Origin of the sequence: Streptomyces sp. NBRC 110611, assembly GCF_001590865.1 — a bacterium.
Taxonomy (GTDB): domain Bacteria; phylum Actinomycetota; class Actinomycetes; order Streptomycetales; family Streptomycetaceae; genus Streptomyces.
This window is the reverse complement of sequence record NZ_BBUY01000004.1, coordinates 214,684-239,927: the sequence shown is the minus strand read 5'-3', so window position 1 is coordinate 239,927 and position 25,244 is coordinate 214,684. Positions and strand designations below refer to the sequence as shown.

Sequence of the window (25,244 nt, the reverse complement as noted above, 5' to 3'; positions counted from 1 at the left end):
GCCCTCCGGACTGGCGTCCTGCGGTGCGCCCCCTCCCGTGGATGGGTGGAAGAAGACCGGTGCGAGTGTACGTAATCGATCACGCGCGGGCAGTGGCCAACTCACGCCCGCCGCTGGGGGGGTACCTCCCACGCCCTTGGGCAGTGGGGGTGCGTCAGGGCGCAACGGAAGGTACGGCGTCGCAGCCGACGACGCGGGAAGCAGGCCGAGCGCGGCGGTCGTGGTGGATGGGGGTGTGGGCGCCGGTCAGCGGAGTGCCGGTGCCGCCGCGGCGGTTGGCGACGATCTCGGCGGCGATGGAGAGCGCGGTCTCCTCGGGGGTGCGGGCGCCGAGGTCGAGGCCGATGGGCGAGCGCAGGCGGGCGAGTTCGAGGTCGGTCAGGCCCGCTTCGCGCAGTCGGCGGTTGCGGTCCTGGTGGGTCCGGCGGGAGCCCATGGCGCCGACATAGGCGACGGGCAGCCGCAGCGCGCGCTCCAGGAGCGGGACGTCGAACTTGGCGTCGTGGGTGAGGACACAGAGCACCGTGCGGGAGTCGAGATCCTGGGATTCGAGGTAGCGGTGCGGCCAGTCGACGACGATCTCGTCGGCCTCCGGGAAGCGGGCCCTGGTGGCGAAGACCGGCCGCGCGTCGCAGACGGTGACGTGGTAGTCGAGGAACTTGCCGACCCTGACCAGCGCGGACGCGAAGTCGATGGCACCGAAGACGATCATCCGGGGGGCCGGGACGGAGGATTCGACGAGGAGGACGACCGGCTGCCCGCAGTGTGCGCCCTCGGCGCCGATCTCCCGTGTCGTGGTGCGCCCGGCGTCCAGCAGGGCCCGGGTCTCGGCGACCGCCGTACGGTCCAGGGCCGGGTGCCCGCCCAGGGTGCCGGTGTGGCTGCCGTCCGGGCGGACCAGCAGGGCACGGCCGAGGAGCCCGGCGGGACCCTCGACGACCCGGGCGACCGCCGCCGCCTCGCCGCGCGCGGCGGCGGCCAGCCCGGCGGCGAGCGTGTCGGTGGTGCGGTCCGCCGGCTCCCCCGCGACTCCGCCGTCGTCGGCGGAGCGCGGGAGGCTCGTCCGTACCGGGTGGACGAGGATGTCGATGACGCCGCCGCAGGTCAGGCCGACGGCGAAGGCGTCCTCGTCGCTGTACCCGAAGCGTTCCAGGACCGGCCTGCCGGTCTGCAGCGCCTCCTGGCACAGCGCGTAGACCGCTCCCTCCACGCAGCCGCCGGAGACCGACCCGATCGCCGTGCCGTCGCGGTCGACGGCGAGGGCGGCTCCGGGCCGGCGGGGCGCGCTGCCGTGGGTGGCCACCACGGTGGCCACCGCGAACTCGCGGCCCTGCTCGACCCACCGGTGCAGCTCTTCGGCGATGTCCAGCATGTCGGTCTCCTTACGGCTGGGGGCGGACGGAAGCGGCGGGTCAGTGGTGCACGCCCAGCCAGCTCTCGATCGGGTTGAGCGAGAAGTACGCCAGGAACACCAGGGCGAGTACCCACATCAGCCAGCCCGGCTCACGCCACTTGCCCTGGACCGCCTTGATCGCCACGTGTGCGATCACGCCGGCCGCGATCCCCGCGGTGATGGAGTACGTGAACGGCATGAGGACGGTGGTCAGGAAGACCGGGATGGCGGTCGCCGGGTCGTCCCAGTTGATGTGCTTGGCGTTGGCCAGCATCATCGAGCCGATCACCACCAGGGCGGCGGCCGCGACCTGGGTGGGGATGATCTGCGCCAGCGGAGTGAAGAACAGGCAGAGTGCGAAGCCGAGGCCGGTGACGACGCTGGCGAAGCCGGTGCGCGCGCCGTCGCCGACGCCCGCGGTGGACTCGACGAACACGGTCTGGCCGGAGGCGCCGGTGAAGCCGCCGACCATACCGCCGGCCCCGTCGATGGCCAGGGCCTTGTTCAGCCCGGGCATCTTGCCGTCCCGGTCGGCGAGGTGGGCCTGCTGGCCGATGCCGATGATGGTGCCCATGGCGTCGAAGAAGCCGGCCAGGACGAGCGTGAAGACGATGACGCCGAGGGTGATCCCGCCGACGTCCCCCAGGCCGCTGAAGGAGACCTGGCCCAGCAGTCCGAAGTCGGGGGTGGAGACGACGGAACCGGAGAGCACCGGGGCGTTGCGGCCGCCCCAGTCCTTGGGGGTCAGCCCGGCGAACTGATGGATGACCGCGGCGAGGACCGTACCGCCGACGATGCCGATGAGGATCGCGCCGGGCACCCTGCGGACCTGGAGCAGGAAGATCAGCAGGACGGTGAAGGCGAAGCAGAGCACGGGCCAGCCGGTGAGCATATCGGCGGTGCCGAGCTGGATCGGCTTGGCGCCGGCGATCCCGCCCGGACCGGGCATCGAGGTGACGAAGCCCGCCTGGACCAGGCCGATGAGGCAGACGAACAGGCCGATGCCCATGGTGATCGCGTGCTTGAGCGGCAACGGGATCGCGTTCATGATCAGTTCGCGCAGGCCGGTGACCACCAGCAGCACGATCACACCACCGTAGATGACGCACATCGCCCAGGCGTTGCCCCAGGTCATCTGCGGGGCGACCTGGAACGACAGCACGGCCGAGACGCTCAGTCCGGCGGCCAGGGCGAGCGGGACGTTGCCCAGGAAGCCCATCACGATGGTGGTGACGGCGGCGGCGAGCGCGGTCGCCGTGGTCACCTGGTCGGCGTTGAGCGTGGCGCCGGTGATGTCCTTGGCCGTGGTGAGGATCACCGGGTTCAGCAGGACGATGTACGCCATCGCCATGAAGGTGGTGACGCCGCCACGCACCTCACGGCCGACGGTCGACCCTCTGTCGGAGATATGGAAGTACCGGTCGAGCCAGGACCGGCCGGCGGGCTGACGCGTGCCGGTGCCCGCGTCTTCCGCCGTGGTCCTGGGCTCGGTGGACTGCTGGGTCATGGTGCCTGACTCCCAAGGTTCAAAGGGGCACTCGCGAGGGGGGACGCGAGATTTGGGATGGTGTTCACGGCTGCACGACCCGGGGGACGGCCCGAGACGAACGGGGTGCCGGCTGTGTGGGGGACAGCGGCGACTGCGTGGTGCGGGGTGGGGCTAGGGGCCGGTCAGGTGCTCGGGCCGGACCGGCGTCCTGGCGAGTTCCAGCCCGGTCGCGTTCCGGATCGCCGCGAGGACGGCCGGGGTGGACGACAGGGTCGGGGCCTCGCCGACGCCGCGCAGCCCGTACGGGGCGTGCTCGTCGGCGAGTTCGAGCACATCGACGGGGATGATCGGCGTGTCGAGGATGGTCGGGAGCAGGTAGTCCGTGAAGGACGGGTTCTGGACCTTCGCGGTCCTGGGGTCGACGACGATCTCCTCCATCACCGCGATGCCCATGCCCTGGAGGGTGCCGCCCTGGATCTGGCCCAGGACGGACAGCGGGTTGAGCGCCTTGCCGACGTCCTGGGCGCAGGCCAGCTCGATGACCTTGACCAGGCCGAGCTCGGTGTCGACCTCGACGACGGCGCGGTGCGCGGCGAAGGAGTACTGGACATGGCCGTTGCCCTGGCCGGTGCGCAGGTCGAAGGCCTCGGTCGGACGGTGCCGCCACTCCTCCTCGATCTCGACGGCCTCGTCCTCCAGGACGTCCGTGAGGTCGGCCAGGACCTCGCCGCCGTCGGTGACGACCTTGCCGCCCTCCAGGAGGAGTTCGGCGGTCGCCCAGGCCGGGTGGTAGGAGCCGAACTTGCGGCGCCCGATCTCCAGGACCTTCTCGCGCACCAGCTCGCAGGCGTTCTTGACCGCGCCCCCGGTGACGTACGTCTGGCGGGAGGCGGACGTCGAACCGGCCGAGCCCACCTGGGTGTCGGCGGGGCGGATGGTCACCTGCGTGACGCCGAGTTCGGTACGGGCGATCTGCGCGTGGACGGTGACGCCGCCCTGGCCGACCTCCGCCATCGCCGTGTGCACGGTGGCGACGGGTTCACCGGCGATGACCTCCATCCGCACCTTGGCGGTGGAGTAGTCGTCGAAGCCCTCGGAGAAGCCGACGTTCTTGATGCCGACCGCGTAGCCGACACCGCGTACGACGCCTTCACCGTGGGTCGTGTTCGACAGACCGCCGGGCAGCTGCCGGACGTCCGCACCCTCGCTGCTCTCCCACTGGCGCTCCGGCGGCATCGGCATCGCCTTGACGCGGCGCAGGAGTTCGGCGACCGGGGCCGGGGAGTCGACCGGCTGCCCGGTCGGCATGATCGTGCCCTGCTCCATCGCGTTCAGCCGCCGGAACTCCACCGGTTCCATGCCCAACTCGGCCGCCAGCTTGTCCATTTGGGCCTCGTACGCGAAGCAGGCCTGGACCGCGCCGAAGCCGCGCATGGCGCCGCAGGGCGGGTTGTTGGTGTAGAGGGCGAGGGCCTCGATGTCGACATCGTCGACCGCGTACGGGCCGATCGACAGCGAGGCGGCGTTGCCGACGACCGCCGGGGAGGCGGAGGCGTACGCGCCGCCGTCCAGCACGATCCGGCACGTGACGTGGGTCAACTTGCCGTCGTGCGTGGCGCCGTGCTCGTAGTGCAGCTTGGCCGGATGGCGGTGGACGTGGCCGAAGAACGACTCGAAGCGGTTGTAGACGATCTTGACGGGCTTGCCGGTGCGCAGCGCGAGGAGGCACGCGTGGATCTGCATCGAGATGTCCTCGCGGCCACCGAAGGCGCCGCCGACGCCGGAGAGCGTCATGCGCACCTTGTCCTTGGGCAGGCCGAGGACCGGGGCCATCTGGTCGAGGTCCTTGTGCAGCCACTGCGTGGCGACGTAGAGGTCGACGCCGCCGTCCTCGGCCGGGACCGCGAGGCCGGACTCGGGGCCGAGGAACGCCTGGTCCTGCATGCCGAAGGTGTACTCGCCCTTGACGATCACATCGGCCCGCTCGGCGGCCTCGTCGGCGTTGCCGCGGAAGATCGGCTGGCGGTGCACGATGTTCTGATGCGGGACGATCCCGGCGTACTCGTCGTCGCGGTTCTCGTGCACGAGGACCGCGTCCGGCGCGAGGGCGCTCGCCTCGTCGGTGATGACGGGCAGTTCGCGGTACTCGACCTTGATCTTGGCGGCGGCGCGGCGGGCCGTCTCCGGGTGGTCGGCGGCGACGATGGCGACCGGCTCGCCGTGGTGCCGCACCTTGCCGTGCGCGAGAACGGGGGTGTCCTGGATCTCCAGACCGTAGTTCTTCGCGTCGGTCGGCAGGTCGTCGTAGGTCATGACGGCGTAGACGCCCGCCATGGCCAGGGCCTCGCTGGTGTCGATGGAGACGATCTCGGCGTGCGCGACGGTCGACCGGAGGATCTGGCCCCAGAGCATGTCCTCGTGCCACATGTCGGACGAGTACGCGAACTCGCCGGTGACCTTGAGGGTGCCGTCCGGGCGGAGAGTCGACTCGCCGACGCCGCCCTTGGTCTGCGAACCCTGGGTGATCTTGGTGGGAGCGCCGGTGGGGGTACCACCCTGCTCGACCGAAGTGGAGAGCTTGGGGGAGGGCATGCCGCTCAGACCGCCTCTCCCTGCCGGGCGGCCGCGAGGCGGACCGCGTCCATGATCTTCTCGTAGCCGGTGCAGCGGCACAGGTTGCCCGAGAGCGCCTCGCGGATGTCCGCGTCGGTCGGGTTCGGGTTGCGCTCCAGCATCTCGTCGGCGGCGACCAGCAGACCCGGCGTGCAGAAGCCGCACTGGACGGCGCCGGCGTCGAGGAACGCCTGCTGGATCGGGGCGAGTTCGGCGCCCTCGCCGGTCTGCGAGTCCTTCGCCTCGGCGCTCCACTGCTGGGCGTCCTGCAGGGACGTACCACAGGCACCGGCCGCGCAACCGCCGTGCTCGGCGCGCTGCTTGGCGAAGTCCGCCAGCCCCTCGACGGTGACGACCTCGCGGCCCTCGACCTGTCCGGCGGCGACGAGACACGCACACACGGGCACGCCGTCGAGCCGGACGGTGCACGACCCGCACTCGCCCTGCTCGCAGGCGTTCTTCGAGCCCGGCAGGCCGAGCCGCTCGCGCAGCACGTACAGCAGGGACTCGCCCTCCCAGACGTCGTCGGCTTCCTGCGGCCGTCCGTTGACCGTGAAATTCACGCGCATTACGCGACTCCCTCCGTGCGTGCGGCGGTGCCGCGGTACGACTCCCAGGCCCAGGTGAGCGTCCGGCGGGCCATGACGCCGACCGCGTGGCGGCGGTAGCTCGCGGTGCCCCGGACGTCGTCGATCGGGTTGCAGGCGCCGGAGCACAGCTCGGCGAACTGCTTGGCGACCGACGGGGGGACGATCTTGCCGTTGTCCCAGAAGCCGCCCTCTTCGAGCGCCGCGTCGAGGAACTCCTCGGCGGCCCGGGCCCGTACGGGCGTCGGAGCGGCGGACCCGATGCCGGTCCGCACGGTCCGCGTCTCGGGGTGCAGCGCGAGCCCGAAGGCACACACCGCGATGACCATGGCATTGCGTGTGCCGACCTTGGAGTACTGCTGAGGCCCGTCGGCCTTCTTGATGTGTACGGCCCTGATGAGCTCGTCGGGGGCGAGCGCGTTGCGCTTCACGCCGGTGTAGAACGCGTCGATCGGGATACGGCGGCTGCCGCGCACCGATTCGGCCTCGACCTCGGCGCCGGCCGCCAGCAGCGCGGGGTGCGCGTCGCCGGCCGGCGAGGCGGTGCCGAGGTTGCCGCCGACGCCGCCGCGGTTGCGGATCTGCGGGGAGGCGACCGTGTGCGACGCCAGGGCCAGGCCCGGGAGTTCACCGCGCAGGTTCTCCATGATCTTGCTGTAGGGAACGGAGGCGCCCAGGCGTACGGTCTCCTCGCCGACCTCCCACTCGCTCAGGTCGCCGATGCGGTTCAGGTCGAGCAGGTACTCGGGGCGGCGGTGGTCGAAGTTGATCTCGACCATCACGTCCGTGCCGCCCGCGATGGGCACAGCGGAGGGGTGCTCGGCCTTCGCGGCGAGCGCCTCCTCCCAGCCGGCGGGGCGAAGGAAGTCCATGGTTGGCCTCTTCTGCTTCTTCGAGTTCTACGCGGGGTTCGGCGAGGAATCGGGACGTTCGCTGCTCATGGTGAGGACGCGGATTCCTGGTTACTCACGGTGAGGACAGGGGACTCGGTGCCCTCATCGCCATCGAGCCGTTCATGTCCTGTTCATGCGGTTGGGCTTAGTGAACGCTCGGGGGACCCACCGGGTGCAGTCACCGAACACATGAAGCGGTTGGCTGGCCACGCCACCTGTCTTGTAGATTCGAACGAAAGACGAGGACCTGAAACCTCGCGGATTTCCACCGGCAACATCAGACATCAGCAACAGCAAAGGACGGCGGGCGAGGTCATGCGGCTCCGCGCACTCCTGGACACCCCCTCACTGGGACTACGCCTGCTCGGCGGGGAGGACGAGCTGGACCGCACGGTACGCGGCGTGATGACGACGGACCTGCGCGATCCCAGCCGTTACCTCTCCGGCGGCGAGCTGGTGCTGACCGGTCTGGCCTGGCGCCGCGAGCCGGCGGACTCCGAGCGGTTCGTACGGATCCTGGCCGCGGCCGGCGTCGCCGGGCTGGGAGCGGGCGAGGCCGAGCTGAGCGCGATCCCGGACGATCTCGTGCAGGCCTGCGCCCGGCACCGGCTGCCGCTGTTCTCGGTCGAGGAGGCGGTCTCGTTCGCCTCCATCACCGAGCACGTCGTACGCCAGGTCTCCGGCGAGCGGGCCGGTGACCTGGCGGCCGTGGTGGAGCGTCACCGGCGGCTGATGACGTCGGGCCCGGCGGGCGGCGGCCCGGAGGTGGTGCTGGACCTGCTGGGCTCGGACCTTGACCTGCGGGCCTGGGTGCTCTCCCCCACGGGGCGGCAGATCGCCGGTTCGACGCTGGCCGACGCCGGCCCCGCGCTCTCCGCCGACCTGGCCGCCCGGCTCGCCGGTGAGCATCTGGCGGCCGCCCGCACCGGCCGCCGCGGACCGCACCGGGTCACGGTCGAGGCCGGGGGCGGCGCGCGGCGCCTCGATGAGGGGCCGGGGGCCTCCCCCGCGCATACGGGCAGGCCGGGCGACGGCGCGGGCGGGCCGTCCGGCACGACGTACTCGCTCTTCCCGATCCGCCACGAGGGCCGTGACCTGCGCCAGACGGTACTGAGCGACTGGCTGCTGGCGGTCGAGGCGGACGCCGGGGACTGGCCCGAGGAGCGCCTCGACCTGCTGCACGGGGTCACCCAGCTGATCGCCGTGGAACGCGACCGGCGCGACGCCGCCCGCACGGTCCGGCGGCGGCTCGCCCAGGAGGTCCTGGAGCTCGTCCAGACGGGCGCGCCGCCCGCCGAGATCGCGGCCCGGCTGCGGGTCGCGGCCCCGGTGCTGCTGCCCGGTCTGGGCACCGCCCCGCACTGGCAGATCGTGGTGGCCCGGGTCGAGTGGGAGGAAATTGGGGGCGGGCCCGCCGGGCCCTCGGTTGAGGGTGGTGGCGGGCGACGGGCGGGCGTGCCCGGCGGGCCCGTCGCGCAGGCCCTGCTGGAGGAGATGCTGGTCGACCCCGGCGCGGCCGGCCCGGAGCCGTCCGACCGGATCGCGGTGGCACACACCGGCGACGAGGCGGTGGCACTGGTGCCGCTGCCGGTCCCGGACGAGTCCGGCGACTCCTCGGCGAAGGGCCTGCACGCCGGGCAGCTGCTCGCCCTCATCCGAGAGCCGCTCGGCCACGGCCTGGCGGACGACGGCCGGCTGACGGTGGGGGTGAGCGCCTCGGTGCACTCGGCGGAGGGGCTGCGCGGCGCCCTGGAGGAGGCCCGGCACGCCCGCCGGGTCGCCGCGGCACGCCCAGGGCGGGTCTGCGCCGCCGGCCACGAGGAGCTGGCGTCCCACGTCCTGCTCCTGCCGTTCGTCCCCGACGACGTCCGCCGGGCCTTCACCGCCCGTCTGCTCGACCCGCTGCGCGACTACGACCGCCGGCACCGCGCCGAGCTGATCCCCACGCTGGAGGCGTTCCTGGACTGTGACGGCTCCTGGACCCGCTGCGCCACTCGCCTCCACCTGCACGTCAACACGCTCCGCTACCGGGTGGGCCGGATCGAGCAGCTGACCGGCCGGGATCTGTCCCGCCTGGAGGACAAGCTCGACTTCTTCCTGGCGCTGCGGATGAGCTGAGCCGATCCGACGGCGGCCCCGCGTCGCCCGTGAACCGTCGGGATCGCCATGCTGTCGGGGTGGCCGTGCGGCGTCACTCGATCGGGCGACATGGGGTCACCGGCGCGCGCCGGGGCGCGGGGCCCGGCGCGCCGCCGTACAGCCCCTCAGGACCGTGTGGCGCGCTCCGGGCGGCCGCCCGGCGATTGTGAATTCATTCACCCAGCCCCTTGGCCCGGCGGCGGAATTCGTGCTGAGATTCGCGCACCGCTTCCAGTTTCCAGCTCGATTTCCAGCTCAATGGCGCGCTCGGGGAGGGCAATGTGGCGGATACCGCCATGCCAGAATCCGCGGATTCCGCGGGGCCGGTCAGGAGTTCGGCGGATCCCGTTCCGGTGGTGCTACCGGGACCGGCGACCGCACCGGAAGTATCGGCGGCCGGAACGGCCGTCGGGGACGATCCGCTCGACCGCGCCGTATGGCGGCTGCGCTCCCGCGGATGCTGGGACGACGCGGCCGCGCTCCTGGAGCCGCACGCGGTCCGGCACGCCCCCGCCGCGCTGCGGCGCGCCGCGCTCCTGGTGGAGCGCTGCATGTTCACGGCCACCGGCTGGGCCGCGGCCGAGGACGCGCTGAGGGCCGCCGAGGCGCTGGCCGGGGACGACGACGAGCGGGGCGGCGCGGCCTGTGAGCGCGGCCATCTCGCCTACACCGCCACGGTCCTGGGCGTACGGGACCGGGCCGACGAGGCCCGCTCGGCACTGGGCCGGGCGGCGGCGCTGCTGGCCCCCACCGCGGCCGGCCGGCCGCTGCTGGACTTCCGCCGCGGGCTGATGGCCGAGCACGTCGCCGACAGCCCGGACGCCGCCCGGGCTGCCTACCGCCGTGCCCACGCCGGCGCGACCGCCCAGGGTGACGCCCTGCTGCTCTCCTTCACCTGGCGCCACCTGGCCGGGCTCGCCCTGCGTGACGGCGAACTGGCGGAGGCCCGGCACGGCTTCGCCGAGTCCCTGCGGATCCGTGAGGAGCTGGGTTTCCTCGTCGGTACGGCGCCGGCCCTGGCGGCGCTGGCGGACGCCGCGCCGGAGGCCGACGCGGAGCGGCTGCGCGCCGAGGCCGCGCGGCTCCTCCGTCTCATGGGCGGCATCCCGACCTGGCTCGCCGGCCACCTCTCCACGGCGACCACGTAGCGCGACGGCCGACGGAGAGGTGATCCCGGAGGCGGTCCCGCAGGCGATTCCGTAGGCGATCCCGTAGGCGATCCCGTAGGCGATCCCGTAGGGCGGCCAACCATCCACATCCGGCGGATGGTTGGCCGTTCCTGTGTGCCGCCTCCATGGCCCGGCCACCCGCTCACCGTCAACCCCCCGTCATCGGCCATGCGGCTCCGCGCGGCGATTGGCCGGATCGCCTCGGTCTCCCCGGTGGATCGGCCGGGGTCTGTCGGTGGCCGCACCGTCCGGCCTTCGACGCGCCGAGCGAAACGTCAGGTGGGACCATGAGCGAAGGCCCCGGGGGCAGCGGCGCCCCATGAGGCCCCACTGGCACCGGAATGGCCGCAAGTCGCACTGTGACGCGGCAGCGGGGACTGGATGCTGGTCCAGGACCGGCTGGGTCCCCTCCCCACTCACCGAGCCCTTCAGGAGGCGCCGTGGCAGCAGGAGTGACGAAGACGACCGCGGGAACCGACTGGGACAAGGCGGATTTCGAGGCGATCTACAACTGCCCTGATCCCCGCCGCTACTTCACCACACTGCAACCTCTGGACTACCAGATTCCGCACCACGGCCAGGCGGTGTTCCGCGCCGTGGCGGAGACCCTGCAGCGCCGCCGCAGCGACCGCCCGCCACTGAACGTGGTCGATCTGTGCTGCTCATACGGGGTGAACGCGGCACTGCTCAACCACCGGCTCGCCCTCTCCGACCTCTACCACCGCTACACCGGGTACCGCCCCGAAGCCCCGACGACCCGTCAACTCGCCACCGCCGACCGCACGTTCTTCGCCAACCGGCGACACAACCGTGCCGTGCGGGTGACCGGCCTCGACGCGGCGGAGCACGCCGTCGACTACGCGTGCGAGGTCGGCCTGCTCGACCACGGCTTCGCGGAGAACCTCGAACTGGACGACCCGAGCCCGGCGCTGCGGCGGGCACTGGAGCACACCGACCTCATCACCGTCACCGGCGGCGTCGGCTACATCACCGAGCGCACCTTCGCCCGGCTCTTCGACTGCATGGCATCGCCACCCTGGGTAGCCGCGTTCGTGCTGCGCGAGGTGTCCTACCGGCCGGTCTCCGCCCTGCTCACCCGGGCCGGGCTGGTGACGGAGAGACTCACCGGCCGTACGTTCCGCCAGCGGCGCTTCGCGGACGGCGCCGAGCGGCAGGCGGCGCTCCAGGCGCTGGCCGCACGCGGAGTGTCCATCGCCGGCAAGGAGTCCGACGGCTTCTACCACGCCGAGCTCTACCTCTCCCGGCCGGCTCGCGAGGTCGCGGCACTCCCCCTGGCCGAGGTGCTGCCGGCCTGAGAGCCGACCGCCCGGACCCTTCCTCCGCGGCCCCGCACCACCCCTCCACGGCCCCCGCGCCGTTCCCTCCGCGGCCCCCGCACCGTCCCTGAGCGGCCTCCGCGCCGTCCATCCCCGGTGTCCGAGCCGTCAGTGCGGGTGACGCGCCGCCGAGACGTGCTCGCGGGCGATCCGCTCGGCAACCGCGTACTCCTGGGCGATCAGCGCGTCCAGCAGCGCGGTGTGCTCCGAGGCGTCCGCGAGCAGCTCGGCGGTGCGCGGCCGGGCACCGCCGGCCGCCGACCACTGGCTGCGGCGCAGCAGATCGCAGGCGGCCTCGGTGAGCCGGCGGTTCCCGGTGAACGACAGCAGCGCGCGGTGGAAGTCGTGGTCGGCCTCGGCGTATCCGACGCGGTCCCCGCCGGCGGCGGCCGCCACCCCCGCGTCGGCGAGCGGACGCAGCTCCTCCCAGCGCTCCGGGGGCAGCGCCCTCGCCAGCCGCACGATGGCGGGCACTTCGAGCATGGCGCGGACCTCGGCCAGCTCGGCGAGGTCACGGGAGTTGTGCTCGGCGACCCGGAAGCCGCGGTTGGGGACCACCTCGACCGCGCCCTCGCCGGCCAGCTGCTGCATGGCCTCACGGACCGGCGTCGCGGAGACGCCGTAGCGTTCGGCGAGCGCTGGCGCGGAGTAGACCTCGCCGGGGAGCAGCTCCCCGGCGACCAGTGCGTGGCGCAGAGCCGAGAGCACCTGGGCGCGGACGGAGTGCCGCTGGGGCGTGACGGGACCGGCCTGCGCGGGCAGCCAGACCCGTGGCCGCTGCTCCGCTGTGCCCTGCTCCATCACCTGACGCTCCTCCTGACGCTGCCAGCACCCTAGGGTCTGTCCGATGGGTCCGCGTGGGCCCGCGGCGACCCATCGGACAGACCCTAGGCGGACTCCGCCGCGGTGCAAATCCGGCGGCCGGTTCCGCCGGCCCCGTGAGTCACCCAGGACTGGCTTCGGGCAAGCCCGGGTAAAGTCTTCGGATAAGGTAAGGCTTACCTGCTAACGATCGCGATTCGGTGGTCTTCCGCATGACGTCTGCCCCCGTCGCCCCGCTCGCCCCCCACCCCGTGGCCGACGCCTATGCCAGGCTCTCCGAGGTGTTCCCCACTCTGCGGGTGACCACCTGGGACGCGGCCCCGCCCGCCGGGGACGGCTGGGTCTGCGCGGCCGGGCTCGCGGCCGGCGGCGAGACCCTCGACGCCTTCCTCTCCTGGGACGACGCCCGGATCGTGCGGGATTACGGCCAACGGGCCCGCCCCGATGTGGTCGCCGCCTTCGCGCTGCACCGCTACGCCTGGCCCGCCTGCCTGCTGATCACCATCCCCTGGTTCCTGCACCGCCGGGTCCCTCGGCTGCCGGTGCAGGACGTCTGTTTCCAGCGCGAGCTGGGCCGGATGGCGGTGCGGATCAGCTCGTTCGGGTGCCTTCCGGACGACCCCGCGGCCCAGCTGCCCGGGGCCCGGGTCGTACCGGACGAGGAGACGCTGCGGGCGGAGGTGCGGGCGGCGGTGGCCGATCACCTCCAGCCCGTACTGGAAGGGTTCCGCACCCGGATGCGGCGCGGTCCGCGGGCGCTGTGGGGCATGGCCTCCGACGAGATCGTCGAGGGGCTGTGGTACCTGGGGCACCTGCTCGGCGAGGAGCGGCGTGCGGTGGCCGAGCTGGAGCGGCTGCTGCCCGGCGCCACCGCCCCCTACGTGGGCGGCGCCGGGTTCCGTACGCTGACCGGCCCGGACGGCGCACCGCTGCCGACCCGGGACCGGGCCAGCTGCTGCATGTTCTACACCCTGCGCCCCGAGGACACCTGCGTCACCTGCCCGCGCACCTGCGACGCGGACCGCATCAGGCGCCTCACCGCAAGCGCCTGACCCCCACACCACCCTTTCGAACCACTCCATTCGAACTCAACTCCCCCACATCACAAGGGAGTTCGAGACAACATTCGCTATCTCCCGTTCCCTGGATCTCATTGGCGTTCTCTTGCCCCGAAAACCCCTGCGGGAAGGCACGGTTCCGCCAGGATGGCGCGCGCAATCGCATAGCCGATGCGAGGGATCGAGGACATGAGAACAATGGAAATATCGCTGAACTGGCTGATTCCCGGCATCCTGCTACTGATCGGTGTGCCGGCCGCCGCGGTGGTGGTCCTGCGCGGTAAACGCACCGCCACGGCCGGCGGTGACGACTCCTGGGAGCGCAGCGAGGAACGCCGCCGCCGCAAGGAGACGCTCTTCGCCTCCTTCTCCTATCTGCTGCTGTTCTGCTGTGCCGCGGTCGCCGCCGCGCTGTCCTTCCACGGACTGGTCGGCTTCGGCGTCCAGAACCTGAGCCTCACCGGGGGCTGGGAGTACCTGGTGCCCTTCGGGCTCGACGGCGCGGCGATGTTCTGCTCCGTACTCGCCGTACGAGAGGCCAGCCATGGTGACGCCGCGCTCGGCTCCCGCATGCTGGTGTGGACGTTCGCCGGCGCCGCGGCCTGGTTCAACTGGGTGCACGCGCCACGCGGCATCGACCACGCGGGCGCCCCGCAGTTCTTCGCCGGGATGTCGCTGTCCGCGGCGGTCCTCTTCGACCGGGCGCTCAAGCAGACCCGCCGTGCGGCGCTGCGGGAACAGGGCCTGGTGCCCCGTCCGCTGCCGCAGATCCGGGTGGTGCGCTGGCTGCGGGCCCCCCGCGAGACCTTCGCGGCCTGGTCGCTGATGCTGCTGGAGGGCGTACGGTCACTCGACGAGGCGGTCGAGGAGGTCCGGGAGGACCGGCGCCAGAAGGCGCTCAACCGGATGCGCAGACGCGAACAGGGCAAGATCGACCGGGCGCGCATCAAGGCCATCAACCGGCAGCACCGCTCCTGGAGCATCGGCCGGGCCGGCGGCCGGCAACTGGCGGTCTCGTCCGCGTCGGCGGGCCCTGCCGAGGTGGCCGGCGCGGACTCTGCCATAGCGGGCGATCCGCCGCCCCCGCCCACCGTAGATCTTCCCGTACGCTCCCGTCCGGCCCTCAAGGCCGTACCAGGCGCTGATACCCATGCCGTTACCGATACCGGCGACGGCCTTCCCGGACCCCGCCGGGCCGTGGACCTCACCGCCGAGGACGACACCCAGACCCTCCCCCGTCTGGACTCCCTCGAGGAGAAACTCGCCCAGATCGAACGGCAATTCGGCTGACTGGTGGCGGACCGGGCCGACCGGCACCCCCGCTCACGGGTCAGGCCGGTCCGCCGCCCAGCTCGAACCAGACACACTTGCCGAACCCCTCGGCGCGGATACCCCAGGCATCGGCCAGGGCACGCACCAGCATCAGCCCCCGGCCGGATGTCCCCTCCATGGTCGCCGGTCCCACCTGGGGGCGCCCCGGCGCCCAGTCCCGTACCTCGACCCGCAGCCGGTCGCCGACCCTGGCCGTCACCACGGCACCGCCGTCGGCGTGTACCAGGGCGTTGGTGACCAGTTCGCTGGTGAGCAGCGTGGCGACCTCCGTCAGTTCACCACCGTCCGGCGCCGCCCAGCGGCTCAGTAACTGCCGCAGCTCCCGGCGCACCTCACCGACCGCGCGCAGATCCGCGTGCCGTACCCTCCGCCGCAGCACACCCGGGGCCGGCGCGACGACTCCACCGCCGCGATTCCCCTCGGCCGGCTCCTGCTCTCTGTCCCGCTCCTCGCGCCGCACAGGCTGACGCATGCTCTCCCCCGCCCCCCAACGGACATCGGCGTCCGGTTCTCGAACAGCCTCACGGTCAGCATGCCCACCCGATCTGTCGCCATGCTTCGGTTCGCCCGGTTGTGCGCCACACCACCACGCGGGCGCTCCGGGCGACGGGAGTTCCGGCCCAGGACCTACGACTCCCACACGCCGACCGCCGTGCGGTCCTTCGTATGACCCAGGGCCCGGAGTTGGGCGGCGGCGAGGAAGGGGACCAGGCCCGGGGGTTCGGGCGTGGACCACTGGACGGCGAGGCGGGCGGCGAACGCGGGTTCCTCGTGCAGCGGTTCCGCCAGACCGGCGCTGCACAGCAGCAGGACATCACCCGGACGGGTGAACATCGTACGGAAGAGGAATGGCTCGGCGGGTACCGGCCGTTCCAGCGTGCGGGGGCCGAGGGGGAGCCCCGGAGCAGGGCGGGGTGAGCCGCCGTCGGAAGGTGGTGCGTCATGTGGGGCGTCGTGCGGGTCGTGGTCCGTCGTGGTGGGTTCCAGGTCCTGCCAGGCGCCGTCGCGCAACCGGAGGAGACCGCCCGCGCCGACGCCGAAGAACACGCGGGTACGGCAGTCGGGGTCGGCGGGCAGCAGAAGGCAGCGCAGGGCGGCGGTGGGGGGCTGGGTCGCATCGCCCCGTTCCGGCGCCCGGCCGCGCAGCTTGCCGAGGCCGCGGTCGGTGAGCCGCTGCAGCCCCGATTTGAGGGCGCCGCAGTTGTCCGACCGGATGTCCGCGGCCAGTCGGGTGCAGCTTCGGCCGACCGCGCCACCGATCCAGGCACAGACGTCGCGGGCGGCGCGGTGGGCGCCCTCGGCGGCCGGCCCGCCGGTGGCGACGGCCGCCAGGATCAGGGCGTGCCGGCCCGCGCCGAAGCGGGCGGTCAGCAGGGTGTCGCGGCGCAGCTCCCCCCGGTGGCGGGCGGAGTCACCACGCTGGGAGGCGGCGCGGAGGGTCAGCGAACCGTAGCGGGCGCCGTCCAGGGCGGTGTCGGGCACCTGCTCGCCGAGTGCGGCCGGGTCGGCGGCGGGCAGCGTGGCCGGTTCGGGCTCAGGGCCGCACGGCTCGGGCTCGTGCGTGCGGCGCTCGGGCCGGTACGTGAGCGGCTCAGGGCCATACGTGAGCGGGCGGGCGCCGACGAAGTCCGGACCGAGCAGCGGTGGTGCGCTCCACCCGGCCGGGGCCGGGCGCGTACCGGGGCCGGTGGCCTGGAGCGGGATCGGCGCCGAGGGCACGGGGGGCGGCGGCAGGCGCCGTACGGGCGGCTCCCAGGGCTTCCGCCGGCCCGGGGACGGCACGAAGGGCTCCGGCACCGACTCGTACGGTTCGAAGGACTCCGGCACCGGCTCGTACGGCGGCTCCGCCCGCCCCACCTGCCCTGTCCGCCCTGTCCGCCCCGCCCGACCCGGCGGCCCCAGCGCGCTCAGCGCCGACGCGACCCGGTCGTCAAGGGTGTCCGGCGCCTCGAACGGTCCGCTCCCTTCCCGCCCGTCCTCGCCGTACAACTGCCGCCACCAGTCGTCCTCGCGACCGCGCCGTGCCGCCCCCTGTCCATTCATGGCGGGCATTCTCCCTGGCCCGTCGCCGGCGAAACAGGGCGCGCACCGGCGCTCAACAGGGCGTCCGCCCCGCACCGACACCACCGGACAGGCCCTGGACCCGGATCCCGGTGGTCACCGCAGCCGGGCGGGCGAAGTCGCCCCGCGACGCGGCGGGTTGCGTCACCCGTGCTGCCGTCTCCCTGTTCTCGCCACGCCCCCGAACGCCCGGTACGCCATGCCTCCGGAGGCCCGGCGCCCTATCATCCGCGTCATCCACACGCTGTCCGCCCACTCCGTACGGCCACTCGCGCCGCCCCGGTCGGCAAGCGGTTCGGGGCCGCGTCCGGCAGGCTTTTGCCATGGGAGAGCGCAGCGTACGAGCCGCCGGGGTGCGTACGCCCGCCGGGAGTGAGGCCGGCGGATGAATACGTGGCAGCTGATCGCGGTCGGGCTGGTCATGCTGCTCGGGCTGATCGGCGTGCTGGTGCCCGGCATCCCCGGGCCGCTGATCGTCTGGGCCGGCGTGCTGTGGTGGACGTTGACCGAGAAGTCCGCCCTGGCCTGGGTGGTGCTGATGGGCGCCACCGCCGTCCTGCTGCTCAACCAAGCGCTGAAATGGCTGCTGCCGACGCGCAATCTGCGTGCCGCGGGCGCGCCGTACCGCACGCTGTTCCTGGCGGGCGCGGCCGGGATCGCCGGATTCTTCGTGATCCCGGTCATCGGAGGCCCGCTGGGCGCGCTCGGCGGTCTCTACCTGCTGGAACGGGTCCGGCTCGGCAGCCATGGCGATGCCTGGGCCTCGACGCGCACGGTCATGCGCGCCATCGGGCTGAGCGTGCTGATCGAGCTGCTGGCCTGCCTGCTCGTCGTGGGCACCTGGGTCGGAGCCGTGATCACGGGCTGAGGGGCGGTCCGACCTGCCGGAAGTTCGCCCTCCGGCCTCCGGCGGACTGCCCCCTCACCTCACCTCCGTGTCCCCCGCTTCCGCTCCATCATGTGCCTGCCCAGCGCCTGCTTCTGCCGCCATTCGCGCCGCTGCTCGGCGCGCAGCCGGACATCCGTCTTCGCGGCGATCCACTGGTTCTCCCGCTGGAGTTTCCGGTAGTTCTCCAGCCTCCGCGTCGCCAGTTCCCCGCTCTCCACGGCCGCCCGCACCGCGCACCCGGGCTCCGCGTCGTGCGCGCAGTCGTGGAAGCGGCACTCCTCGGCCAGCGCTTCGACGTCCGAGAACGTCCGCGCCAGTCCGCCTTCCGCGTCCCACATCCCGACGCCGCGCAGCCCCGGCGTGTCGATCAGCACGCCGCCGCCCGGCAGCGCGTGCAGATCCCGGGTGGTCGTGGTGTGCCGCCCCTTGCCGTCCCGGTCACGGATCGCCTGCACCGTCTGCACGCTCGCCCCCACCAGGGCGTTGGCCAGCGTGGACTTGCCCGCACCGGACTGCCCCAGCAGGACGGACGTCGCCCCGGTGAGCACGGCGGACAGCACATCGAGCCCTTCCCCCGTCTCCGAGCTGACCGCCACCACCTGCACCCCGGGAGCCACCGACTCGGCATCCTCGACGAGGTGTGCCACCCCGCCCCGCTCCCCGGCCAGGTCGGCCTTGGTCAGCACCACCAGCGGCCGCACCCCGCCCGCCGGGGAGCACGCGGCCCGACGCACCGGCTCCTCGCCCGTCGAGCCGGACATCGCCAGCGCAAGGAACCGCTCGATCCGCCCGAGGTCCAACTGGTCGGCGAGCGACACACAGATGACGACGGTGTCGATGTTGGTGGCCAGCACCTGGCCCTCGGAACGCTTCGACGACGCGGACCGGACGAACGCCGTACGGCGCGGCAGCAACGCCCGTACGACACCATCGACATGATCGCCGGTGCGCCCGTTCTCCAGGTCGAGCACGGCCCAGTCACCGGTGCACGGCACCCGCATCGGATCGCCCGTCGCCACCAGCGCGGTGTCCGCGAGAACGGTCCGGATGCCGTCGCCGTCGGCCACGACGGCATCCACCCGCCCGCGGTCCACGCGGACGATACGGCCGGGCACGAACCCCTGCCCGGCATAGGGGGTGAAGCCCTGCGCGAACCCGTCGTCCCAGCCGTAGGCGGTCAGCGGGTGCGCAGCGGAAAGATTGAGATCGAACAAGGGAAGACCCTTCAGGAAGGAAGGAGCAGTCCCGGCTGTGCACCCCGCACACACGCCAGAGGGCGCGCGAGGAGAGCGATGCGTGAAAGAGGAGAGTCCGGTCAGCCGGAGACCGCGGGAACGAGATTGATGCTCTTCGGGGTGCGGACAGCACCCATCGCGACGACAGTCATCAGTACTCACCTCCCGGATCAATCGGCCGACGGGTGGCCGTAGCCGGCCGCCACAAGGAACGGCTTCACCGTAGCCTGACCGTTCGCGGATGCGCCAAGCATTTTTCCGCCGCCGTACGACGGTCCGCACCGCCAGGGCAAGGTTTCAGGCAACGGGTCAGGGGCCGCGTCAGACGGCGTGGAGCCGGTCGAGGGTCCGCTTCAGCTCTTCCCGCAGCGTGCGCCCCGCCGCTTCGGCATCGGCCCGTTCGATGGCCGCCACGAGGACGGTGTGACCGTCGTCGCCGTGGTTGGGTTCGTCGGTCCGGAGGTGGAGCAGCTCCACCAGATCGATCAGTCCCTGGCGCAGCACCGGCACGAACTCGCTGAACAGGGCGAGGAGTACGGGGTTGTGCGCGGCGGCGACCAGGGACGTGTGCAGGGCGATGTCGGCGTCGACGAACTCGGCGTTGCCCGCCTTCGCGGCCTCACGGCGGTGGGCCAGGGCCGCGTGGAGGGCGGTGAGGTCGTCGTCCGTCCGGCGCTGCGCGGCCATCTGCGCGGCTTCGACCTCGATGAGCATACGGACTTCGTAGACGTCGGTGATGGCCGCCCGGCGCAGCTGAGTGGGCCAGTCCTCCTGGGGTTTGGTGGCGATGACGAAGACGCCGGCGCCCTGGCGCGCCTGCACCAGCCCCGCTCCGGCGAGCGCGCGCAGCGCCTCGCGGACGGTGGAGCGGCCCACCCCGAGGGCCTGGGCGAGGGCGTTCTCACCCGGGAGTTTCGTGCCGACGGTCCACTCGCCGTCGGTGATCTGCGCGCGCAGGCGTTCAGTGGCCTGCTCGACCAGCGGAGTTGGCCGCAAAGCGCCTAGTGACATGCGACGTTTCACCTTCTCTTTGCACTTCTCGGGTTGTCTGAGGTGTTCGGCTGTGGTTACTGTACCTGGCATGTCGCTGCGCGAGCTTCTTCTTCTCGGCTGCCGCTGCGGGGCCTGACCGACCGGCTCCCCGCAGCGGGTGCCGCGTCGTGCCGGTCATCAGATGCCGGATGACTGACCGAAGGAACTCCTGCCGCCATGGCTTCATCCCAGACCTCTCCGTTCCCCACGCTGCGCACCCCGTCCGGGCCCGTCCCCGCGGACGCCCCGGCGTGGAACCCGCAGCGGCCGAGCGCGATGCCGCACCAGCGCTACCAGCCCGCGCACGCCCGGGTGAACCTGCCCCTGACGGACCGGACCTGGCCGTCGCGCCGGCTCGAGCGGGCCCCTCAGTGGGTACCCGTCGACCTGCGCGACGGCAACCAGGCGCTGGCCGAGCCCATGGACACCGAGCGCAAGCGCCGGATGTTCGACCTGATGGTCACGATGGGCTACAAGGAGATCGAGGTCGGCTACCCCTCGGCCAGCCAGACCGACTTCGACTTCGTACGCCATCTGGCCACCAGCGGCGCGGTGCCCGACGACGTGACCATCTCCGTCTTCACCGCCGCCCGTCCCGACCTGATCGACCGCACCATCGCCTCCGTCGAAGGCCTCCCCCGCACCGTGGTGCACCTCTACACCGCCACCGCCCCGACGTGGCGGAACGTGGTGCTGGGGCGGTCCCGTACCGAGCTCCACGGCATGATCCTGGAAGCCGCCACCTACCTGATGCGGCGCGCCGAGGAGCAGCCGGGGGCCGATATCCGGTTCGAGTTCTCCCCCGAGGTCTTCAACCTCACCGAGCCGGACTACGTCCTGGAGGTCTGCAACAGCGTGACGGAGCTGTGGCAGGCCTCCCCGGACCGGCCGGTGATCCACAACCTGCCGGCCACGGTGGAGATCGCCTCCCCCAACGTGTACGCGGACCAGATCGAGTACATGGACCGCCACCTGGCACGGCGCGACGCGGTGATCCTCTCCGTACATCCGCACAACGACCGCGGCACCGGGGTCGCCTGCGCCGAACTCGCCGTCCTGGCGGGGGCGCAGCGGGTGGAGGGCTGCCTGTTCGGGAACGGCGAACGGACCGGCAACGTCGACCTGGTCACCCTGGCGCTGAACCTGTACGCGCAGGGCGTGAACCCCATGATCGACTTCTCCGACATCGACGCCGTGCGCGAGGTGGTGGAGCACTGCAACCGGCTGCCGGTCCACCCTCGCCACCCCTACGTCGGCGACCTCGTCCACACCGCCTTCTCCGGGACCCACCAGGACGCCATCTCCAAGGGCATGGCCCATCACGCCAAGCAGGCCGCGGAGCTGGGCGTACCGCCCGAGGAGGCGCCCTGGGAGGTTCCGTACCTGCCCATCGACCCGGGTGACATCGGCCGTACCTACGAGGAGGTGATCCGCATCAACTCGCAGTCCGGCAAGGGCGGTATCGCCCACCTGCTGCACACCCACCACGGCCTGGACCTGCCGAAGACGATGCGCCCGGACTTCTCCCGTACGGTGCAGCGGGCCACCGACGCCAGCGGGCGGGAACTCTCGCACGAGGACCTGTGGGAGCTGTTCCGCACCACCTACATCGCCCCGGCCCAGGACGGTCCGGTCACCCTGAGTTCCTGGCACACCGCCGAAACCGGGCCCGGGGAGCACGCGTTCACCTGCGTGCTGAACGCGGACGGGCAGGACCGGTCGTACCAGGGGACCGGCAACGGGCCGCTGTCGGCCCTCACCCAGGCCCTCGGCACCGCCGGGATCTCCGTGGACATCCTCAACTACGCCGAGCACGCCACCACCGTGGGGCCCGGCAGCCCGGCCGTCGCCTACGCCGAATGCCGGGTGGACGGGGCCACGCACTGGGGAGCCGGGTGGGACACCTCCATCCTGGCCGCGTCGGTGCAGGCCGTCCTCGCGGCCGTCAACCGGGGCGGGCAGGCCCGACCGTGACCGAATCCCCTGTGCTGCGCGTGGACCGGGTCGACCTGGTCCGCGACGGCAACCCGATCCTGCACGACGTGTCCTTGACAGTACGGCCGGGAGAGCACTGGGCGCTGCTCGGCTCCAACGGCGCCGGCAAGAGCACCCTGCTCAGCCTGCTCGGCGCGCTCGCCCATCCCACCCGGGGCACCGTGGAAGTCCTGGGACACGAGCTGGGCCGGGTCGACCTGCGCCAACTGCGGTCCTACGTGGGGCATGTGGACCCGCGCCACGGTCTGCGCTCGCCCCTGAAGGTGCGGGACGTGGTACTGACCGGGCTGACCAACACCATCGAACGCATTCCCCGCTGGAACCCGACACCCGAGCAGGCCGACCTGGCCGACCGCCTCATCGACCTGCTCGGGCTCGGCGACCGCCGCGCCGCGCGCTGGCCCACCCTGTCCCAGGGCGAGCGCGGCCGGGCACTGATCGCCCGCGCGCTCATGCCCAGTCCCCGGCTGCTGTTGCTGGACGAGCCCGCCACGGGTCTCGACGTCGCCGGCCGGGAGCAGCTCATCGAACGGATCGACACGCTTCAGCACACCTACCCCGGGCTGTCGTCGGTTCTGGTGACCCATCACCTGGAGGAGCTGCCGCCCGGTACGACGCACGCCATGCTGCTGAGGGACGGCCGCTGCCTGGCGTCCGGCCCGGTCGACGACGTCCTGACCAGTGATCAGGTCGGCAAGTGCTTCGACCACCCGATCCACCTCACCCGCACCGACGGGCGGTGGAGCGTACGGACCCGCCGCCCGGCCAGGCCGTAGGGGCCGGCCCATCGGACCGGCTGCCGGTGGTGCGCCGCCCCCGTGCGCACCGCCGGCAGCCACTCGGGCCGGGGAACTCCGTTCAGCACTCAGAACAACGACTTCCCAGCCCGTTCGACGGCGTACTGGGCCCGGTCCCAGTCCCCGTCGAAGTGATCGGCCAGGGCGTGCAGCCACCGCTCCACGCCGAAGCCGACACAGCTGGTGGACGCCGCGCCGCCGCCGGGCAGCCGGAGGGAGCAGCGCTCGCCGAAGAAGGTGTAGTGGGTGTTCACCGAGGCGATGGCCAGGTCCTGGTAGACGTACTCGTACTTGACCGGGACGACCTGCTGGAAGGTGGCGCGGTCCGACGTCCGGTCGTAGAACGGATCGGACGCCGTGCGCCGTTCCAGGGGCAGGCCGATCTCCGCGGCCAGGGTGGCGACGAAACGGGCGGAGCGCTCCAGGTGGGCCGCCATCTGCTCGGGGGTTCCGAGGGCGACGACCTCGCGCATCCGGAAGGCCTTGAGCCGGCGGAGCCCGTCGAAGTGGTCCTCGTTGCGGAAGCACTGCCCCAGCACCGTCACCAGTTCGCCCTCCTCCGGGACCTCCCGGTGCCGGTAGTGCAGGTAGACCCCGTAGCAGGCACTGGAGGGCAGGGCGAGTCCGGCCGGGCCCAGGGTGCCGGCGCCGAAGTTCCCCGCGGCGGCCTCCTGGCCGATCCGGTCCACTCCGGCACCGGTGACGTCCAAGGGTCCGGCGACGAGGGCGAGTTGCGGGAAGTTCTGGTAGACGTCGAGCCCGGCGAGGTCGGCGACCGGGAGCAGCGGCGGAACCGTCAGGGCACCGGCGCCGGTGCTCCTGGCCCACCGGGTGCAGATACCGTCCAGCGTCTCGACGAGCCGGGTGGGCTCGGCAGCCAGCGCCGCCAGCCCTTCTGACGTACGGACACCGGTCTTGAAGCTCATGGGAAGTTCCTTTACGTGGAAGGCCCCGGCCGGGAGGAGGGGTACGCGGCTACGCGGAAGGCCTCGGCCGGAGAGGGCGGGGGGTGCGCGGCGGGCCAGGGTTAACTCACCTGGTCAGGAAGGACATTGCCGCGGTGTATGTCGCTCGCTAAGGTAACACCTCTGAGGACCTGAGCACCTGAGGTCTGCAGATCCACGCAAGACGAAGAACGAGATGAACGGGTTCAGGATGAAAAAAGGGCAACTCGGCTTCTTGGCCGGTACGCACGTGGTCAACGACCTGTATCAGGGCGCAATACCCGCGATGCTGCCGCTCCTGATGTCCCAGCGCCACTACAGCTACGCCGAGGTCTCCGGCCTCGCGTTTGCCGCGAGCGGCGTATCGAGCCTGTTCCAGCCGCTGTTCGGGGTGCTGTCCGATCGCAAGCCACGGTCCTGGCTGGTGCCCGCCGGCTTCGGCACCGCGGCCTTCGGCGTGGTGGCGGCCGGGCTCTCCGGCAGCTACCTCCTCACCTGGCTGTGTGTCGCACTGGCGGGTATCGGCATCGCCGCCTACCACCCGCCCGCCACCAGCGAGGCCCGGGCGGCCGGCGGATCCTCGCAGAAGGCCATGAGCGTCTTCTCCGTCGGCGGGACGCTCGGCGGGTCTCTCGCCCCGGCGCTGGTCACCCTGGTCATCGGCGCCATGGGCTTCGACAGCAGCTACCTCCTGGCGATCCCCGCCCTGGTCATGGCGGCGCTCTGGGTGCTGCGGGGACCCTGGATGCGCTGGCGGGGCCACACGCCCGCGGTGTCGCTGGTCGCCGGGAAACCGTCGAAGGCGTCGGCCGCCGATCCCGGCCGCAAGGACGACTGGCGGTCCTTCGTCCGGCTGGTGGCCGTCATCATCGGCTGGTCCATCCCGTACGTCATGGTCACCTCCATGGTGTCGCTGCACGCCCAGCGCAGTCTCGGGCAGTCGGCCGGGGCGGGTGCCGCCGTCCTCACCTCCTTCACCGCGGCCGGTGCGGTCGGCACGCTGCTGGGCGGCTGGATGGGCGACCGGTACGGCCGGATGACCTCCATCCGGGTCGGCTATCTCGTCGCCCTGCCCGCCCTGTTGGGCATCGCCTGGGCCCCCGCGTTCCCCGTCCTCATCCTGAGCACGGTGGTGTTCGGCACCGCGATGTTCCTGCCGTTCTCGGCCCAAGTCACCCTGGCACAGGACTACTTGCCCAACCGTCCGGGGACGGCCAGCGGACTGACGCTGGGGCTGGCGATGGCGGCGGGCGGCCTGTGCTCCCCCGCGTTCGGCTGGCTGGCGGACGCGGCCGGTCTGCGTACCACCTTCTACGCGCTGCTCGCCGTCTTCATCGTGCCGGTCCTCTTCGCCCTCCGGCTTCCGGACCGTGCCGCTGCCGCACCGCAAGCACAAGCGCAATCAGCGGAGCCGGCCGCGGATCCGGAGTATTCCCGAAACGCTTGACGGGCGCGCCCC

At 72.3% G+C, this 25,244-nt stretch carries 20 protein-coding genes; 9 read left to right on the top strand and 11 right to left on the bottom strand.

Annotation, left to right across the window (positions count from 1 at the left end; genetic code table 11):
* Nucleotides 1-154: 154 nt before the first annotated feature.
* The 5 genes from AZE13_RS11920 to AZE13_RS11900 form a co-directional block, all read right to left on the bottom strand.
* Nucleotides 155-1,372 carry an XdhC family protein gene (locus AZE13_RS11920; protein WP_066929944.1) on the bottom strand — a complete coding sequence of 406 codons (1,218 nt, stop codon included), beginning with the start codon at nt 1,370-1,372 and terminating at the stop codon, nt 155-157.
* Between the two features lie 40 nt (nt 1,373-1,412).
* Nucleotides 1,413-2,900, bottom strand: coding sequence for an NCS2 family permease (locus AZE13_RS11915; RefSeq protein WP_066929942.1), 1,488 nt, complete (start codon nt 2,898-2,900; stop codon nt 1,413-1,415).
* 153 nt (nt 2,901-3,053) lie between these two features.
* Entirely contained in the window at nt 3,054-5,474 is a 2,421-nt protein-coding gene (locus AZE13_RS11910; RefSeq protein ID WP_066929940.1) for a xanthine dehydrogenase family protein molybdopterin-binding subunit, read from the bottom strand.
* A gap of 5 nt (nt 5,475-5,479) precedes the next feature.
* Complete coding sequence (locus AZE13_RS11905; protein WP_066929937.1) at nt 5,480-6,064, bottom strand: (2Fe-2S)-binding protein; 585 nt, start codon at nt 6,062-6,064, stop codon at nt 5,480-5,482.
* Nucleotides 6,064-6,954, bottom strand: coding sequence for an FAD binding domain-containing protein (locus AZE13_RS11900; protein WP_066929935.1), 891 nt, complete (start codon nt 6,952-6,954; stop codon nt 6,064-6,066). Before AZE13_RS11900 ends, AZE13_RS11905 begins: the two co-directional genes overlap by 1 nt.
* Nucleotides 6,955-7,290: 336 nt before the next feature.
* Here AZE13_RS11900 and AZE13_RS11895 point away from each other — a divergent pair, with 336 nt between their 5' ends.
* From AZE13_RS11895 to AZE13_RS11885, 3 genes are all read left to right on the top strand, one after another.
* Nucleotides 7,291-9,093, top strand: coding sequence for a PucR family transcriptional regulator ligand-binding domain-containing protein (locus tag AZE13_RS11895; protein ID WP_066929933.1), 1,803 nt, complete (start codon nt 7,291-7,293; stop codon nt 9,091-9,093).
* 317 nt (nt 9,094-9,410) lie between these two features.
* Nucleotides 9,411-10,262, top strand: coding sequence for a hypothetical protein (locus tag AZE13_RS11890; protein ID WP_258527753.1), 852 nt, complete (start codon nt 9,411-9,413; stop codon nt 10,260-10,262).
* Between the two features lie 473 nt (nt 10,263-10,735).
* Nucleotides 10,736-11,599 (top strand): hypothetical protein, encoded by an 864-nt coding sequence (locus tag AZE13_RS11885; protein WP_066929931.1) that lies wholly within the window; start codon nt 10,736-10,738, stop codon nt 11,597-11,599.
* Nucleotides 11,600-11,728: 129 nt separating this feature from the next.
* Here AZE13_RS11885 and AZE13_RS11880 read toward each other — a convergent pair whose 3' ends face one another.
* The gene (locus tag AZE13_RS11880; protein ID WP_066929929.1) at nt 11,729-12,421 is read right to left on the bottom strand and encodes a GntR family transcriptional regulator; all 693 of its coding nucleotides are present in this window, start codon (nt 12,419-12,421) and stop codon (nt 11,729-11,731) included.
* Nucleotides 12,422-12,654: 233 nt separating this feature from the next.
* Here AZE13_RS11880 and AZE13_RS11875 point away from each other — a divergent pair, with 233 nt between their 5' ends.
* Complete coding sequence (locus AZE13_RS11875; RefSeq protein ID WP_066930628.1) at nt 12,655-13,494, top strand: (2Fe-2S)-binding protein; 840 nt, start codon at nt 12,655-12,657, stop codon at nt 13,492-13,494.
* Between the two features lie 195 nt (nt 13,495-13,689).
* Nucleotides 13,690-14,790, top strand: coding sequence for a DUF2637 domain-containing protein (locus tag AZE13_RS11870; protein ID WP_066930627.1), 1,101 nt, complete (start codon nt 13,690-13,692; stop codon nt 14,788-14,790).
* 40 nt (nt 14,791-14,830) lie between these two features.
* On the opposite strand, the gene AZE13_RS11865 is transcribed toward AZE13_RS11870, so the two are convergent.
* Both AZE13_RS11865 and AZE13_RS11860 read right to left on the bottom strand, forming a co-directional pair.
* Entirely contained in the window at nt 14,831-15,304 is a 474-nt protein-coding gene (locus AZE13_RS11865) for an ATP-binding protein (protein ID WP_181690327.1), read from the bottom strand.
* A 155-nt stretch (nt 15,305-15,459) separates the two neighbouring features.
* Complete coding sequence (locus tag AZE13_RS11860; protein WP_066929927.1) at nt 15,460-16,875, bottom strand: protein phosphatase 2C domain-containing protein; 1,416 nt, start codon at nt 16,873-16,875, stop codon at nt 15,460-15,462.
* Nucleotides 16,876-17,278: 403 nt separating this feature from the next.
* On the opposite strand from AZE13_RS11860, the gene AZE13_RS11855 reads away from it, so the two are divergent.
* Nucleotides 17,279-17,761: a DUF456 domain-containing protein gene (locus AZE13_RS11855; RefSeq protein WP_066929925.1), complete on the top strand. Its 483-nt coding sequence runs from the start codon at nt 17,279-17,281 to the stop codon at nt 17,759-17,761.
* Between the two features lie 59 nt (nt 17,762-17,820).
* Here the strand turns inward: AZE13_RS11855 and rsgA are convergent, their stop codons facing one another.
* Nucleotides 17,821-18,996, bottom strand: coding sequence for a ribosome small subunit-dependent GTPase A (gene rsgA, locus AZE13_RS11850; RefSeq protein WP_066929923.1), 1,176 nt, complete (start codon nt 18,994-18,996; stop codon nt 17,821-17,823).
* A gap of 342 nt (nt 18,997-19,338) precedes the next feature.
* Nucleotides 19,339-20,028 carry a FadR/GntR family transcriptional regulator gene (locus AZE13_RS11845; RefSeq protein ID WP_066929921.1) on the bottom strand — a complete coding sequence of 230 codons (690 nt, stop codon included), beginning with the start codon at nt 20,026-20,028 and terminating at the stop codon, nt 19,339-19,341.
* Between the two features lie 198 nt (nt 20,029-20,226).
* Between AZE13_RS11845 and leuA the strand changes: the two genes are divergently transcribed.
* Entirely contained in the window at nt 20,227-22,023 is a 1,797-nt protein-coding gene (leuA, locus tag AZE13_RS11840) for a 2-isopropylmalate synthase (RefSeq protein WP_066929919.1), read from the top strand.
* Nucleotides 22,020-22,820, top strand: coding sequence for an ABC transporter ATP-binding protein (locus AZE13_RS11835; RefSeq protein WP_066929917.1), 801 nt, complete (start codon nt 22,020-22,022; stop codon nt 22,818-22,820). The genes leuA and AZE13_RS11835 overlap by 4 nt, the downstream gene beginning before the upstream one ends.
* Before the next feature lie 89 nt (nt 22,821-22,909).
* Here AZE13_RS11835 and AZE13_RS11830 read toward each other — a convergent pair whose 3' ends face one another.
* Nucleotides 22,910-23,767 carry a hypothetical protein gene (locus AZE13_RS11830; RefSeq protein ID WP_066929915.1) on the bottom strand — a complete coding sequence of 286 codons (858 nt, stop codon included), beginning with the start codon at nt 23,765-23,767 and terminating at the stop codon, nt 22,910-22,912.
* 214 nt (nt 23,768-23,981) lie between these two features.
* Here AZE13_RS11830 and AZE13_RS11825 point away from each other — a divergent pair, with 214 nt between their 5' ends.
* Entirely contained in the window at nt 23,982-25,232 is a 1,251-nt protein-coding gene (locus AZE13_RS11825) for an MFS transporter (protein WP_258527750.1), read from the top strand.
* Nucleotides 25,233-25,244: the final 12 nt, after the last annotated feature.

Excerpts from the sequence above, each read along its gene's own strand:
- AZE13_RS11855 (WP_066929925.1), top strand. The coding sequence starts at position 17,279 with ATGAATACGTGGCAGCTGATCGCGGTCGGGCTGGTCATGCTGCTCGGG.
- leuA (WP_066929919.1), top strand. The coding sequence starts at position 20,227 with ATGGCTTCATCCCAGACCTCTCCGTTCCCCACGCTGCGCACCCCGTCC.
- AZE13_RS11905 (WP_066929937.1), bottom strand. The coding sequence starts at position 6,064 with ATGCGCGTGAATTTCACGGTCAACGGACGGCCGCAGGAAGCCGACGAC.
- AZE13_RS11920 (WP_066929944.1), bottom strand. The coding sequence starts at position 1,372 with ATGCTGGACATCGCCGAAGAGCTGCACCGGTGGGTCGAGCAGGGCCGC.
- AZE13_RS11880 (WP_066929929.1), bottom strand. The coding sequence starts at position 12,421 with ATGGAGCAGGGCACAGCGGAGCAGCGGCCACGGGTCTGGCTGCCCGCG.
- AZE13_RS11875 (WP_066930628.1), top strand. The coding sequence starts at position 12,655 with ATGACGTCTGCCCCCGTCGCCCCGCTCGCCCCCCACCCCGTGGCCGAC.
- AZE13_RS11845 (WP_066929921.1), bottom strand. The coding sequence starts at position 20,028 with ATGTCACTAGGCGCTTTGCGGCCAACTCCGCTGGTCGAGCAGGCCACT.
- AZE13_RS11860 (WP_066929927.1), bottom strand. The coding sequence starts at position 16,875 with ATGAATGGACAGGGGGCGGCACGGCGCGGTCGCGAGGACGACTGGTGG.
- AZE13_RS11830 (WP_066929915.1), bottom strand. The coding sequence starts at position 23,767 with ATGAGCTTCAAGACCGGTGTCCGTACGTCAGAAGGGCTGGCGGCGCTG.
- AZE13_RS11900 (WP_066929935.1), bottom strand. The coding sequence starts at position 6,954 with ATGGACTTCCTTCGCCCCGCCGGCTGGGAGGAGGCGCTCGCCGCGAAG.
- AZE13_RS11895 (WP_066929933.1), top strand. The coding sequence starts at position 7,291 with ATGCGGCTCCGCGCACTCCTGGACACCCCCTCACTGGGACTACGCCTG.
- AZE13_RS11890 (WP_258527753.1), top strand. The coding sequence starts at position 9,411 with ATGCCAGAATCCGCGGATTCCGCGGGGCCGGTCAGGAGTTCGGCGGAT.
- AZE13_RS11825 (WP_258527750.1), top strand. The coding sequence starts at position 23,982 with ATGAACGGGTTCAGGATGAAAAAAGGGCAACTCGGCTTCTTGGCCGGT.
- AZE13_RS11865 (WP_181690327.1), bottom strand. The coding sequence starts at position 15,304 with ATGCGTCAGCCTGTGCGGCGCGAGGAGCGGGACAGAGAGCAGGAGCCG.
- AZE13_RS11910 (WP_066929940.1), bottom strand. The coding sequence starts at position 5,474 with ATGCCCTCCCCCAAGCTCTCCACTTCGGTCGAGCAGGGTGGTACCCCC.
- AZE13_RS11870 (WP_066930627.1), top strand. The coding sequence starts at position 13,690 with ATGAGAACAATGGAAATATCGCTGAACTGGCTGATTCCCGGCATCCTG.
- AZE13_RS11915 (WP_066929942.1), bottom strand. The coding sequence starts at position 2,900 with ATGACCCAGCAGTCCACCGAGCCCAGGACCACGGCGGAAGACGCGGGC.